The organism is Streptomyces sp. NPDC107550 (assembly GCF_055639095.1).
Window position 1 is genome coordinate 1 of the sequence record NZ_JBVKBC010000034.1, and the last position, 14,067, is coordinate 14,067.

Sequence of the window (14,067 nt, forward strand, 5' to 3'; positions counted from 1 at the left end):
GTACGAGGCCTTGCACCCGGCACGCCGAGAGCACGCACCAGACGCCGCGGGGCCGTCCTTCGGACGACGACGGGACTTTGCGGACACGCCCTAGGAGTTCTGGCCGCTCCCGTACGCGCGAAGGGCCCCGTCCGCTGATCACGCGGACGGGGCCCTTCTGCTGCCGACAGCGGCCCGGCGGGGGCGGCTCAGGCGTCGAGGACCTGGCCGGAGCGGCGCACGACGGGCGGCTGGACGCTCCACGGGAAGTTGATCCAGTCGTCGGTGCGCTTCCACACGTACTCGCACTTCACGAGCGAGTGGGACTTCTCATAGACGACGGCGGAGCGGACCTCGGCGACGTGGTCGAGGCAGAAGTCGTGCACGAGCTTGAGCGTCTTGCCCGTGTCGGCGACGTCGTCGGTGATCAGGACCTTCTTGTCGCTGAAGTCGATCGCGTTCGGCACGGGCGCCAGCATGACCGGCATCTCCAGGGTGGTGCCGACGCCGGTGTAGAACTCGACGTTCACCAGGTGGATGTTCTTGCAGTCCAGCGCGTACGCGAGGCCGCCGGCGACGAAGACGCCGCCGCGCGCGATGCTCAGGACGATGTCGGGCTCGTAGCCGTCGTCGGCGATGGTCTGAGCGAGTTCGCGGACCGCGACCCCGAACTTCTCGTACGTAAGGTTCTCGCGCACGTCACTCATGTCGCTGCTGCTCACACCTGGGTCCGATGGAAATTGAGGTAGGAACGGGAGGCGGTGGGACCGCGCTGCCCTTGGTAACGCGAACCGTACCGCTCGCTCCCGTACGGGAACTCGGCGGGCGACGACAGCCGGAACAGGCAGAGCTGCCCGATCTTCATGCCGGGCCACAGCTTGATGGGGAGCGTGGCGAGGTTCGACAGCTCCAGCGTGACGTGGCCGCTGAAGCCGGGGTCGATGAAGCCGGCCGTGGAGTGCGTGACCAGGCCGAGCCGGCCCAGCGAGCTCTTGCCCTCCAGGCGGGAGGCGAGGTCGTCGGGGAGGCTGATGACCTCGTACGTCGACGCGAGCACGAACTCGCCCGGGTGCAGGATGAAGGGCTCGTCGCCCTCCGGCTCCACCAGGCGCGTCAGGTCGCTCTGCTCGACGCTCGGGTCGATGTGGGGGTACTTGTGGTTCTCGAACACCCGGAAGAACCGGTCGAGACGCACATCAACACTCGACGGCTGAACCATCGACTCGTCGTAGGGATCGATGCGGACCCGTCCGGCGTCGATCTCGGCCCGGATGTCCTTGTCTGAGAGAAGCACGCACCGAGGATACGCAGAGCGCGCGGACCCGCCACAATCGGACGGCGCCGCGCGCTCCCGGGCTCACTGCCTGCGCTTGCCCTCCGGGCTCCCCGGTGACCTCTGGCCGGTGACCTCTGGCCGGTGACCTCTGGCCGGTGGCCTCTGGCCGGCCGGTGATCGGGGGCCCGGTGATCCCTCGCCCGGTTACCCCTTGTCCTGCCCCACGGGTACGGCGTGCCGCAGCCGGGCGCAGCGGGGACAGCGGATGAGGCGGCCGGGTCCGAGCCGGTCGGCCTGCTGCATCGGGAACGTAGAGGTGCTGAACACGTGCCCCTCCGCACAGCGGACGACGGTGCGCTCCATCGAGTCCATCAAGTCCTGGAGTCCCTTCCCCACGAGCCTTGGGCCAGTCTCCTGGCCGACGACGAGAGGCACATTACGGGACGAAAGGGGCGCCGATCCAGGCGACTCCCCGACCTTCGTCAGCCCTCTCGCGGTCCGCCCACCGTACGCCTCAACTCCCTTCACCCGCAGTCACTTCCGGGCCCCGGAACGCAGCGGGGCCCCGGGGCGCAAGCGCCCGGGGCCCGTCATGAGGTACAGTGTCCGGCAGTACACAGCCGCTCCAACGGCGGTACTACGCGGGTGTAGTTTAATGGTAGAACATAAGCTTCCCAAGCTTAGAGCGCGAGTTCGATTCTCGTCACCCGCTCCACCAGCCCCAGGCCACCGGCCCGGGGCTTTTTGCCGTGCGGGTGCCCTTTTTGCAACGGCTCCTGACCCACCCGGAACAGGGCTTCATGATCCGCCAGAACGTGCCGGACGACGCGCTCCAGGCATACGAGCGACTACGCGGCGAAGGCTTCACAAGCCGCCCGATCCCCACCGACCAGCACTCCACCCGGCGAACCCGCCAACGCCTCTCCACTCGGTGTCCGTGGTGGGGATCGTGGTGCGTGAGGACGGGGGTGTCCTGGTGACCCGTCGCGCCGGCAACGGGCGATGAGAGCCGCCGAGCGGGACGAGGCCATGGAGTACGGGGTACGCCGCGAGGTCTACGAAGAGACAGGGATCAAGGTCCGCATCGAGCGGCTGACCGGTGCCTTCTACAAGAACATGCGGATCGGGGTCGTTGCCCTGCTCTTCCAGCCCAGCCCTGCCGGCGTCCACGAACAGCCCTCGACCGAGCCGACCGCAGTCACCTGGCTTGAGCCGGCCGAAGCCATGGCCGCGATGAGCGAGCCCCACAGCGTCCGCCTCGCAGACGCCCTCACCGACGACATGGCCCCACCCATCCGTACCCATGCTGGCCGCAGGCTCACCAGCCCGCCAGACAGCCCGCCCAAGCGACCTTGACCCCCGAGTTGTTACAAGTTTCTCTACCTCATCAAGCCCGGCTGCGCTCCGCTCTGTCGCCTGTCCCCGTTCGCGTGCTGAACGACGTCGTGGACCTCGTAACCCGTCTCGTTGTGCTTGCCGGGCTCAGTACGGCAACGGTGTACCGCCACTGCCACAGTCGGTTCTCCGTGCCCCTCCCGTGCCCGATCGACCGGGATCTGACGGGGAACCACGGAGCCTGACGGGCAGCATGCACAAGAACGGCCCCCGACCGATTCACCAGGTCAGGGGCCGTTCATCTGCGGTGGGTGTGGGATTTGAACCCACGGTGACTTGCGCCACGACGGTTTTCAAGACTGCAGCCGACAGGTCTCGCTACCGGGCCTTGGCCCTGCTTCTCTTGGTTCTAAGCTACCCACAGGGGCTTGAGGTACGGAGGGGGAGCCGTGTCAACGTCATTCGCGATCATGCTTCTGCCGCTGGTGGTGATCGTCGGCGGGCTCTGCCTCACTGGTGTCGTTCTTGGCATCCATGGCCTGCTACTCGGGCGCCTGCCAGGGCGACGGTTGGCGAGATGGGTCCGACAACCAAGGCTCTGGGGAGTCGGTGCGATACTCGTCGCGTGTCTTGGGTTCGGCAGTGCGACCCTGTTCGTGATCGGGCTGGGGCTACTCGCCCTGGGCCACACCGTTGAGACTGCGGCCTGATCGCCTCCACGTCCATGCCACTCGCGTGCCAGGTTGGGCGGGAGCCACGGGGAATCGCGGGTGACTACGCATCAACGTTGAGCACGCCGAGGTCGCTCCAGTGCAGGTCAGACGCCCACCCCCCTAGATCACCCGAGCTTCCCAAGCTGCGCGAGTTCGATTCTCGTCACCCGCTCCACCACTGAGACTCAGGTCATCGACCTGGGTCTTTTTGCTTGTCGGCGCGGTCGCCTCGGCCGCACCCTACGCACATCCCTTGACCGCCTGATCGGCCCCGCTGAGGATGGGGCCGGCCGGTGGACGGCGTCGGAGCGGAGGGGGATCAGTGAGGCTTGCGGACAGCGACGCGCAGATCTTGGCAGGGTCTCGGGCAGCTTTCTCGCGCTCCTCGGAGGCTGCTTCCTCATCTTCGCCGCCCTCACCAGCAAGGTGATCCGGGAGGAGGACGAGGCGGGGCGTTCCGCTGTAGCCCGGAAAGTCCACCGAACCAGAGTGGGGTCGATTGCGATCGGGGCCCTTCTGATCGGAGTCGGAGTGCTCCTGTTCTTCTCCTAGGCCGTCTGGCATCAGCGGCTGACACCGGCAAGGGCGTACGCCGGGTGTCAGTTTTCGAATGTGTAGCGCAGCGCGTAGGCACCCGCGTCGAGCAGCATCCGGTTGACCTCCACGGGACGTCCGTCCGATTCCAATGAGTAGGCCGTCCGGCAGATCTCGATGACCGGGCGCCCGGAGCACCGCCAGCTCCGACGCCTCCTCGGAGTTGGGCGGGCGCGGCCCAGCCCGGCGCGTCGTCCTCGCGGACGTCGAGGTCGGTGATGTCGGGAGGGCCGGGCCCCCAGGTCGTTCGACATGTGGGTTTGGGGTGGGGCGGGGAGAATTGGCGCGTATCGGATATTTCGGCTCTGTGAGGTGGTCATGGAACGATCCGAGACCCGCGCTGTCTTCGCCGAGTTCCTCGGCACCCTGCTGCTGGTGTTCTTCGCCGTGGGGTCCGCCGTCATCGGCTTGAAGTTCATGGGGCCCCTGGGAGTGGCCCTCGCGTTCGGGTTCACGCTGCTCGCGCTCGCGTACGCCATCGGGCCGATCTCCGGGTGTCATGTGAACCCGGCGGTGACCATGGCGATGCTCGGCGCCGGGCGCATCGATGTGCGGCGGGCGCTGCTGTACTGGGTGGCGCAGTTCGCCGGGGGCATCGCGGGCGCCGCGCTGCTGTACTGGCTGGTGCAGTCGATCCCGGGGCTCCAGACGCATGAGGCGTTCGGTTCCAACGGGTACGGGGACCGGTCCTCCGTCGGGCTGAGCGGCGGCGGCGCGTTCCTCGCCGAGGTCGTGCTGACCTTCCTGCTCGCCTACGTCGTGCTGGCCGTCACGCACAAGGTCGCGGTCGTCGGCTTCGACGGCCTGCCCATCGGTATCGCGCTCGCCGTCATCCACATCGTCGGCATCCCGCTGACCGGCACGTCCGTGAACCCGGCGCGTTCGCTCGGCCCCGCGCTGTTCGCGGGCGGGCAGGCGCTGTCGCAGCTCTGGCTGTTCATCGTGGCGCCGCTCGTCGGCGGGGTGATCGCCGCGCTGGTCATCCGCGTCACCCATCCGGCGGATGCCCCGCGCGTCAGCGCCGACGACGCCGTCGTCTGACCCGCGCCCCGGGCTCAGGGGCCGAGGACGGGCCCCGGCCCCCGCCGCCGTACGTCACTGCCACCACGCGGGGCGTACGCGCAGGGAGCCGGCGTCCGTGCAGCCGACGCCGTTGGAGACCTCGTCGGTGTCGAGGTTCCAGCCGACGACGCCGTTGCCCTTGCGGCCCAGTTCGATGAGGCGCTCGGTGGAGGTGTGCGTGCCGTTCTGCACCTGGCAGTCCAGGACGGACGTCCAGGCGCGCCCGTCCACCGCCGATGCGAGGGCCAGCAGCGGCAGCACGACGACGGTCAGCGCGAGGGCGACCCACTGTTCGGCCGCCGCCGCCCGCCGCAGCCAGGGCGGCGGGCGGTAGCCGTCGTCGCCGTGGGCGCGGCCGTGCCGGCGCCCTCGGCGGCCGGTGCGGTACTCGACGACGACGCCTTGGCGCAGCCCGTACGCCACGAGGCCGGTGCCCAGGCCCCACCAGGGCCCGTACACGCACAGGGCGAGGACGCCGACCGCGAGCGGGTTGACGACGGTCAGCGCGAGACGGCGCACGGTGCCGGCGAGGCCGCCGCCGTGCGGGATCGCGCCGCGCGCCGCGAACAGCGCGAAGACCACGCGGGAGACGACGACGCCGAGTACGCAGCCGAGGAGCGGGTCGGTGAGGACCATGCCGAGGGGGACGTCGGGCCAGTTCGCCGGCTCCATGGCCACGAAGACGTCCCGTACGGAGGAACCGCCGCCGACCGTGTACGCGACCTTCGCGGCGGGGACGGCGAGGGCGAGGGCCAGCAGGACGGTGTGGCCGGGGCCGCCCTTGCGGTCCGCCGCCGCCACGGCGCCCTGGTCCCGGGTGGCGTGTTCGTTCGCTGCTGCACACATGCCCGCACCCAAACACACCCGGATCGGACACGGTGGGCGCGACGCGGGTACCGGGGTACGGCACGGGCGCAGCCCGGGGCGGTCGGACCGTCGGCCGATAACGGAAAGATAACGCGGCGCGTGTCGGCGTGACGTGGACCCGCCATGTCGGCGCTCCTGCTCGCATGAGTGAACTGAGCGAACTGATCCCCGTCGAGGCCATCCGGCTCGACGTGGCGGCCCCGGACTGGCGGGCGGCGGTGCAGGCCGCCGGCGATCTGCTGGTGGCGCAGGGCGTCAGCACCGACGCGTACACCGAGGAGATGGCCCGCAACGTCGACGAGAACGGCCCGTACATCGTCATCGCGCCGGGCTTCGCCTTCGCACACGCTCGCCCCTCCCCCGCCGTCCACCGCACCGGCATGTCCTGGGTGCGGCTGGCGACGCCGGTGAACTTCGGGCACGAGACGAACGACCCGGTACGCCTCGTCGTCGCCCTCGCCGCGACCGACGCCGGGGCACACACGCAGGCCATGGGCGCGCTCGCCCGCCTCCTCGCCGACGAGACGACGTCCGCCGCGCTCGACCGGGCCCCCACCCCGCAGGCGGTACGGGACATCCTCGCCGGCGGCGCGGGTGAGGACCCGGGAGCGGGCACGGGAGCGGGAGCGGGAGCCGGAGCCGGAGCTGTGCCCGCCGGGGCGAAGTCGGCGGCCGGCAAAGGCAGTTCGGGCGGCCACGGGATGCACAAGATCCTGACCGTGTGCGGGAACGGCGTCGGCACGAGCCTGTTCCTGAAGTCGACGCTCGACAAGGTCCTCGACCGGTGGAAGTGGGGACGGTACGTCACCACCGAGGCCACCGACACGATCTCCGCGAAGGGCAAGGCGTCCGAGGCCGTGGCGATCCTGACTTCGCGGGAGATCGCCCGCACGCTCGGGGACGTGGGCGTGCCGGTACGGGTCGTCGAGGACTTCACCAGCACGAAGGAGGTCGACGCGGCCCTGCGCGACCTCTACGACGTCTGACCGCCCCGCCCGCCCCCACCCCCGGACCCACTGGAGTCCCCATGAACGTCCTCGTCGACATCGCCAAGTTCGTCGTCAACGAGATCCTCAGCGTCCCCGCCTACCTCATCGGCATCATCACGGCCGTCGGTCTGATCGCCCTGAAGAAGTCCGCCGGGCAGGTCGTCGGCGGTGCCATCAAGGCGACGCTCGGCTTCCTGCTGATCGGCGCGGGCGCGACGCTGGTCACCAACTCCCTCGCCCCCCTGGGCACGATGATCACGGGCGCGACCGGTTCGCACGGCGTGATCCCGACCAACGAGGCCATCGTCGGCATCGCGCAGGCCGAGTACGGCTCGCGCGTGGCGTGGCTGATGATCCTCGGCTTCCTCATCAGTCTGCTGCTCGCGCGCTTCACGCCGTTGTCGTACGTGTTCCTGACCGGGCATCACATGCTGTTCATGGCCACGCTGTTGACGATGGTGCTGGCCACCGCCGGGCAGGACTCGTGGGTCGTGGTGGTGGTCGGCGCGGTCGTGCTCGGCATCATGCTCGTGGCGATGCCCGCGTTCGCGCACCCCTGGACCAAGCGGGTCACCGGCAACAACACGGTCGCCGTCGGGCACTTCGGCACCGCCGGGTACATCGTGTCGGGCGCCGCCGGGCAGGCCGTCGGCAAGAAGAGCCGCTCGACGGAGGAGATGAACCTGCCCGAGGGCCTGCGCTTCCTGCGCGACTCGATGGTGGCGACGGCGCTGTCGATGGTCCTCATCTACATGATCATGGCGATCGTGTTCCTGGCGAAGGTCGGCCGGGACGAGGCGTTCAAGGCGTTCGCGGTGAACGGGGCGTCCGGCTCGACCGGGGTCGGCAACTACCTGATGGCGGCGCTGAGTCAGGGCCTCCAGTTCGGCATCGCGGTCGCTGTCATCCTCTTCGGTGTCCGTACGATCCTCGGCGAACTCGTGCCCGCCTTCCAGGGCATCGCCCAGAAGGTCGTGCCCGGCGCGATCCCCGCGCTGGACGCGCCGATCGTCTTCCCGTACGCGCAGAACGCGGTGCTCGTCGGCTTCATCTGCTCGTTCGTCGGCGGGCTCGTCAGCCTGGCGCTGCTGGTCGGGGTGTTCAAGCCGGCGTTCGGGACGGCGCTGGTGCTGCCGGGGCTCGTGCCGCACTTCTTCACGGGCGGCGCGGCCGGGGTCTTCGGCAACGCGACGGGCGGGCGGCGCGGGGCGGCCGTCGGCTCGTTCCTCAACGGCGTGCTCATCACGTTCCTGCCGGCGTTCCTGCTCGGGGTGCTCGGCTCGTTCGGGTCGGCCAACACCACGTTCGGTGACGCCGACTTCGGGTGGCTCGGGCTGATCCTCGGCAACGTCGCCAAGACCGGCAGGGCCGGCGGGATCGTCCTCACGCTGCTGGTCGCGCTCGTGATCCTCGTGGCGGCGATCGTGTGGCAGAAGCGGGTCGTGGAGACCGGCTGGGACCCCGGCGCGCGGCGCGCGGCCCTGCTGCCGCCCGAGGACCGGCCCGAGCAGCACGATCCTGCGGGGGCGGGCGAGACGCCGGTCTCCCGTACGTACGCGAAGATCCCGCCGCCCGCGGGCGCGCCGGTGCCGCCGCCCCCGGCGGACTGAGGCGTACGCGCCGGGGGTGCTTTGCGCGGGCCGCGCGGGTGCCGGGGTCAGGGGTGAGCACCGCCTCAAGGGCCCCGGGCGGGACGGTGGCCGCGGGGGCGGTCAGCACCATCTTGACAACCCCCGACTCGATCCAGCCCAGTTCTCCGGCTGAGGCCCGCTGACCTGACCGCCTTGCGCAGTTCCCCGCGCCCCTTCGGGGCACGACCGTGCGTGGTCATCTGCGGGCCGGTGGGGCTTCTCGCGCAGTTCCCCGCGCCCCTGGAGGGGCGACTACGTCGCCACCTCCTCCGGGCCCCGATAGGGGCGCGGGGAACTGCGCGACCAGCCACGACGAAAGTCGAGGACGAAGAACCAGGGGCAGGCCCACTTACCTAGGGGCGCGGGGAACTGCGCGAGAAGCCCCACCGGCCGAAAGGTGAAGAACCACGTCCAGGGGCAGCGGCCCTTCGAGGGGGCTGAAGGAACGTTTATGCGGGAGAGCGGGGCGTTAGTGGTTGCGTTCTCGTTGGCGCAACACCGGTTCCTGGCCCGGCACAGAGCGGAGGCTCTCGAGGCCGAACTGCCCTTCCGCCAACGGAAGTTCGAACCCCGCAGGGACCCGGCGGACGACCGACGCACGGACGAGCCCGCCCAGAGCAACCGGCACATCCCGCTCCGCGAGCACCCCGTCCGCACACACCGCCACCGCCCGAGCCGCACTGAACGCCCCGGGAAAGACGGCGAGCCGCGCCCACAGCAACCGTTCCTGCGGATCGCACAGCGCGTGGCTCCAGCCGACAGCGGTCCGCATCGACCGGTGCCGGGCCGGCCGCCGTACCCCCGACTCGTCGGCGAGGGCGAGCAGTCCGCCCGGCGCGCTGAGCCGCCCGAGGACGTCACCCGTGCTGTGGCGGCGCAGCCGGCGCGCGGCGAGTTCGACGGCGAGGGGCAGTCCGTGCAGCCGCTCGACGATCTGGTCGCGGGTGCGGTTGCTCGCGCCGGCCATGAACGGGGCCCGGGTCAGCAGCAGTTCCTCCGCGCGTGCCCGGGGCAGCGGCTGGAGGACGACGGCGCGTTCGCCCGCGACGCCGAGCGCGCAGCGGCTGGTGGCGAGGACGGTCAGCCGGGGGCAGGCGCCGAGCAGCCGGTGCAGCGTACGGGCGACCGCCTCCGCGAGGTGCTCGCACGTGTCGATGAGGAGCAGCACGGCGCGCGGCCCGACGGTGCGGGCGATGGATTCGAGGACGCCGCGCGAGGGGTCCTCGGGGACGCGCAGGGCGCGGGCGAGGGCGTGCGGGACGAGGACGGGTTCGCGCAGCTCGGTGAGGTCGACGCGGCGTACGGGGCGGCCCGCGGCGCGCGCGGCCGCGGCGGCGAGGGCGCTCTTGCCGACGCCGGCGGGGCCTTTGACGGTGACCAGCCGGGCCTCGCCGAGTTCCCGCACGAGCATGGCGGTCTCCTCGGCGCGGCCGACGAGTGCGGGGCGGGGGTTCCCGGCCGGAGTGGCGTTCATGGGCATTGAGTGTGACCGGTCGCGGGCCGGGTCGTATCCGCACTCGTACGGATGCGGCACACCCGATCGCGGATGTGGTAACGCGTACCTCTACTCAGGCACCGCCTGGGGACTTGCCCTCGGAGCAGGCCAGGACGCCGCCTCCCGCCGGGACTTGGCGGGAGGCGGCGTCCGAGGTGGTTCAGGAGGCGTCAGGACCGGGCTCGTCGGCCTCCAGGTCGCCTTCCGTCTCCAGGTAGACCTGGCGCAACGCCTCCAGGACCGCCGGGTCGGGCTTCTCCCACATGCCGCGCGACTCGGCTTCGAGCAGACGTTCCGCGATGCCGTGCAGGGCCCACGGGTTGACGTCGGAGAGGAACTGACGATTCGCCTCATCGAGTACGTACGTCTGCGTCAGCTTGTCGTACATCCAATCGGCCACCACGCCCGTCGTGGCGTCGTAGCCGAACAAGTAGTCGACTGTGGCCGCGAGTTCGAAGGCACCCTTGTAGCCGTGGCGGCGCATCGCCTCGATCCACTTGGGGTTGACGACGCGGGCGCGGAAGACGCGGGACGTCTCCTCGACGAGGGTGCGGGTGCGGACGGTCTCGGGGCGGGTGGAGTCGCCGATGTACGCCTCGGGGGCGGTGCCGCGCAGCGCGCGGACGGTGGCGACCATGCCGCCGTGGTACTGGAAGTAGTCGTCGGAGTCCGCGATGTCGTGCTCGCGGGTGTCGGTGTTCTTCGCGGCGACCGCGATGCGCTTGTACGCGGTCTCCATCTCGTCCCGCGCCGGGCGTCCGTCCAGGCCGCGGCCGTACGCGTAACCGCCCCACACGGTGTACACCTCGGCGAGGTCCGCGTCCGTGCGCCAGTCCTTGGAGTCGATGAGCTGGAGCAGGCCGGCGCCGTACGTGCCCGGGCGGGAGCCGAAGATGCGGGTGGTGGCGCGGCGTTCGTCGCCGTGCTCGGCGAGGTCGGCCTGGGCGTGGGCCCGTACGTGGTTGTGCTCGGCGGGCTCGTCGAGGGACGCGGCGAGACGGACCGCGTCGTCGAGCAGGCCGATGGTGTGCGGGAACGCGTCGCGGAAGAAACCGGAGATGCGCAGGGTGACGTCGATGCGGGGGCGGCCCAGTTCCTCGTACGGGATGGGTTCCAGGCCCGTCACGCGGCGGGAGGCGTCGTCCCAGACCGGGCGGATGCCGAGCAGGGCGAGGGCCTCGGCCACGTCGTCGCCGGCGGTGCGCATCGCGCTCGTGCCCCACAGGGACAGGCCCACGGAGGTGGGGTACGTGCCCGCGTTGTCCTCGGTGTAGCGGGCGAGGAGGGAGTCGGCGAGGGCCTGGCCCGTCTCCCAGGCGAGGCGGGAGGGGACGGCCTTCGGGTCTACGGAGTAGAAGTTGCGGCCTGTGGGGAGGACGTTGACCAGGCCTCGCAGGGGGCTTCCGCTGGGCCCTGCCGGGATGAAGCGGCCGTTCAGGGCGTGGAGGGTGTTGTCCAGCTCGGCGGTGGTCTTCGCCAGACGGGGCACGACCTCTTCCACGGCGAACGCCAAAACCCGCCCAAGGTCCCCCTCGTCAACACCGGCCAGATCAAGCCCCGGGGCCTTGGACGCCGGGCCCGCATTTTCAAGCCCGGGAGCCTGGGACACCGGGTCCGCATTTTCAAGCCCCTCCGGCGATTGAGGAGCGGGGTCCGGGGCGGAGCCCCGTGGCGTGTTGGCGGCGCCGCCGGCTGTATCGGTCACCCCGCGCTGGGTGCCGCCTTGCCCACCCGTGCCGCCCCAGGCGGCAGACTGCCCAAGGCGGGGGCGGGGGGCGCTGCCGGCCTCGGCGTCCGCTGTAGGTGAGGCAGAGGGTTCGGAGCTCAGGGGGTTGGAAGTGGCCAGGGACGCTGCTGCTTCCGGGGTCCAGGCGGCTGCGTCCAGGGCCTCCAGCAAGGCTCGGGCCTGCGCTTCGACCGCATCCGCGTTCACGCGAGACGGCGCGGACTCGTCCAGGCCCAGAACCTCCCGCAGCCCGGGCAACGCCACGTTCCCGCCCCACACCTGCCGCGCCCGCAGAATCGCGAGGACGAGATTGACCCGCGCCTCCCCCTCCGGCGCGGAGCCGAGGACATGCAGCCCGTCACGGATCTGCGCGTCCTTGATCTCGCACAGCCACCCGTCGACATGCAGCAGGAAGTCGTCGAATCCGTCGTCGTCGGGCCGGTCCTCGAGCCCGAGGTCGTGGTCGAGCTTGGCGGCCTGGATGAGCGTCCAGATCTGCGCGCGGATGGCGGGCAGCTTGGCCGGGTCCATGGAGGCGATCTGCGCGTACTCGTCGAGGAGTTGTTCGAGCCGCGCGATGTCGCCGTAGGAGTCGGCGCGGGCCATCGGCGGGACGAGGTGGTCGATGAGCGTGGCGTGGACGCGCCGCTTGGCCTGGGTGCCCTCGCCCGGGTCGTTGACGAGGAACGGGTAGATCAGCGGCAGGTCGCCGAGGGCCGCGTCGGGCCCGCAGGCGGCGGACAGGCCGGCGTTCTTGCCGGGCAGCCACTCCAGGTTGCCGTGCTTGCCGAGGTGGATCATCGCGTCGGCGCCGAACCCGCCGTCGGCGGTGGGCGCGGCGATCCAGCGGTAGGCGGCGAGGTAGTGGTGGGAGGGCGGCAGATCGGGGTCGTGGTAGATGGCGATGGGGTTCTCGCCGAAGCCGCGCGGCGGCTGGATGAGGATCAGCAGGTTGCCGCGGCGCAGGGCGGCGAGCACGATGTCGCCCTCGGGGTCGCGGGAGCGGTCGAGGAACATCTCGCCGGGCGGCGGCCCCCAGTGCCGCTCGACGGACTCGCGCAGCTCGGCGGGGAGCGTCGCGTACCAGCGCTTGTAGTCGGCGGCGGGGATGCGGACCGGGTTCTTGGCGAGCTGTTCCTCGGTGAGCCAGTCCTGGTCGTGGCCGCCCGCGTCGATGAGCGCGCGGATCAGTTCGTCGCCGTCGCCCGAGGTGAGGCCGGGGATGTCGGCGGGGTCGCCGAAGTCGTACCCCTCCGCGACGAGCCGGCGCAGCAGGGCGACGGCGGAGGCGGGGGTGTCGAGGCCCACGGCGTTGCCGATGCGGGAGTGCTTGGTGGGGTACGCGGACAGGACGAGCGCGAGCTTCTTGTCGGCGGCGGGGATGTGCCGCAGGCGGGCGTGGCGTACGGCGATGCCGGCGACGCGGGAGGCGCGCTCGGGGTCGGCGACGTACGCGGGGAGGCCGTCGGCGTCGATCTCCTTGAAGGAGAACGGGACGGTGATGAGCCGGCCGTCGAACTCGGGCACGGCGACCTGGCTGGCCGCGTCGAGCGGGGAGACGCCCTCGTCGTTGGCCTCCCAGTCGGCGCGCGAGGAGGTCAGGCACAGGGCCTGGAGGATCGGTACGTCGAGCGCGGCGAGGGCGCCCGCGTCCCAGGACTCGTCGTCGCCGCCCGCGCTCGCCTCGGCGGGGCGGGTGCCGCCGGCGGCGAGGACGGTGGTGACGATGGCGTCGGCGGGGCGCAGCGCGTCGATGAGTTCGGGTTCGGGGGCGCGCAGAGAAGCCACGTACAGCGGGAGCGGGCGGGCTCCGGCCTGCTCGATCGCGTCACACAGGGCGTGTACGAAGGCGGTGTTGCCGCTCATGTGGTGGGCGCGGTAGTAGAGCACGGCGACGGCCGGTCCTTCCCCGCCGGCGGGGGTGCGCTCCAGCGGGCCCCAGGTGGGGGCGGGGGCGGGCGCGTCGAAGCCGTGGCCGGTGAGCAGGACCGTGTCGGACAGGAAGCGGGCCAGGTGCTCCAGGTTGGCGGGGCCGCCGTGCGCGAGGTACTTGTGCGCTTCGGCGGCGATGCCGACGGGCACGGTGGAGGCGGCCATGAGCTGGGCGTCGGGCGCCTGTTCGCCGCTGAGGACGACGAGCGGGACACCGGCGGCGGTGAGCCGGTCGATGCCGTCCTGCCAGGCGCGGACGCCGCCGAGGAGGCGGACGACGACGAGTGCGGCGCCGTCGAGGAGGGCGTCGAGGTCGTCGAGCGGGAGCCGGGAGGGGTTGGCGAAGCGGTACGCGAGGGGGGCGCCGTCCCGGGCGTTCGCCGCGCGGGCGCTGAGCAGATCGGTGTCGGACGTCGACAGGAGCAGGAGCTGCTGGGGCATGCGGCGTCTGGCCTTCCTCGGGGTGTC

10 protein-coding genes and 1 tRNA gene are annotated in these 14,067 nt (G+C 71.2%); 5 read left to right on the forward strand and 6 right to left on the reverse strand.

Annotation, left to right across the window (positions count from 1 at the left end):
• Window positions 1-188: 188 nt before the first annotated feature.
• The 3 genes from ACZ7LY_RS29595 to ACZ7LY_RS29605 all read right to left on the reverse strand — a co-directional run bounded on the left by ACZ7LY_RS29595 (window position 189) and on the right by ACZ7LY_RS29605 (window position 1,627).
• A complete protein-coding gene (locus tag ACZ7LY_RS29595) occupies window positions 189-686 on the reverse strand; it encodes a phosphoribosyltransferase (RefSeq protein WP_471627873.1) in 498 nt (165 codons plus the stop codon).
• 11 nt (window positions 687-697) lie between these two features.
• A complete protein-coding gene (gene dcd, locus ACZ7LY_RS29600; protein ID WP_471627817.1) occupies window positions 698-1,273 on the reverse strand; it encodes a dCTP deaminase in 576 nt (191 codons plus the stop codon).
• A 186-nt stretch (window positions 1,274-1,459) separates the two neighbouring features.
• Complete coding sequence (locus tag ACZ7LY_RS29605) at window positions 1,460-1,627, reverse strand: hypothetical protein (protein WP_471627818.1); 168 nt, start codon at window positions 1,625-1,627, stop codon at window positions 1,460-1,462.
• Window positions 1,628-1,896: 269 nt separating this feature from the next.
• On the opposite strand from ACZ7LY_RS29605, the gene ACZ7LY_RS29610 reads away from it, so the two are divergent.
• The 3 genes from ACZ7LY_RS29610 to ACZ7LY_RS29620 all read left to right on the forward strand — a co-directional run bounded on the left by ACZ7LY_RS29610 (window position 1,897) and on the right by ACZ7LY_RS29620 (window position 4,938).
• A tRNA-Gly gene (locus ACZ7LY_RS29610) sits at window positions 1,897-1,970 on the forward strand.
• Window positions 1,971-2,284: 314 nt separating this feature from the next.
• Window positions 2,285-2,611: an NUDIX hydrolase gene (locus tag ACZ7LY_RS29615; RefSeq protein ID WP_471627819.1), complete on the forward strand. Its 327-nt coding sequence runs from the start codon at window positions 2,285-2,287 to the stop codon at window positions 2,609-2,611.
• A gap of 1,604 nt (window positions 2,612-4,215) precedes the next feature.
• Window positions 4,216-4,938, forward strand: a complete 723-nt coding sequence (locus ACZ7LY_RS29620; protein WP_471627820.1) for an MIP family channel protein — start codon at window positions 4,216-4,218, stop codon at window positions 4,936-4,938.
• A 54-nt stretch (window positions 4,939-4,992) separates the two neighbouring features.
• Here ACZ7LY_RS29620 and ACZ7LY_RS29625 read toward each other — a convergent pair whose 3' ends face one another.
• Window positions 4,993-5,805: a hypothetical protein gene (locus tag ACZ7LY_RS29625; RefSeq protein ID WP_471627821.1), complete on the reverse strand. Its 813-nt coding sequence runs from the start codon at window positions 5,803-5,805 to the stop codon at window positions 4,993-4,995.
• Window positions 5,806-5,969: 164 nt separating this feature from the next.
• Here ACZ7LY_RS29625 and ACZ7LY_RS29630 point away from each other — a divergent pair, with 164 nt between their 5' ends.
• Together ACZ7LY_RS29630 and ACZ7LY_RS29635 are read left to right on the forward strand one after the other, a co-directional pair.
• Window positions 5,970-6,812 carry a PTS sugar transporter subunit IIAB gene (locus tag ACZ7LY_RS29630; protein ID WP_471627822.1) on the forward strand — a complete coding sequence of 281 codons (843 nt, stop codon included), beginning with the start codon at window positions 5,970-5,972 and terminating at the stop codon, window positions 6,810-6,812.
• 41 nt (window positions 6,813-6,853) lie between these two features.
• The gene (locus tag ACZ7LY_RS29635) at window positions 6,854-8,425 is read left to right on the forward strand and encodes a PTS ascorbate transporter subunit IIC (protein ID WP_471627823.1); all 1,572 of its coding nucleotides are present in this window, start codon (window positions 6,854-6,856) and stop codon (window positions 8,423-8,425) included.
• A 490-nt stretch (window positions 8,426-8,915) separates the two neighbouring features.
• Here ACZ7LY_RS29635 and ACZ7LY_RS29640 read toward each other — a convergent pair whose 3' ends face one another.
• Both ACZ7LY_RS29640 and cobN read right to left on the reverse strand, forming a co-directional pair.
• Window positions 8,916-9,920 (reverse strand): ATP-binding protein, encoded by a 1,005-nt coding sequence (locus tag ACZ7LY_RS29640; protein ID WP_471627824.1) that lies wholly within the window; start codon window positions 9,918-9,920, stop codon window positions 8,916-8,918.
• A 181-nt stretch (window positions 9,921-10,101) separates the two neighbouring features.
• Window positions 10,102-14,040: a cobaltochelatase subunit CobN gene (gene cobN / locus ACZ7LY_RS29645; protein WP_471627825.1), complete on the reverse strand. Its 3,939-nt coding sequence runs from the start codon at window positions 14,038-14,040 to the stop codon at window positions 10,102-10,104.
• Between the last annotated feature and the right edge of the window lie 27 nt (window positions 14,041-14,067).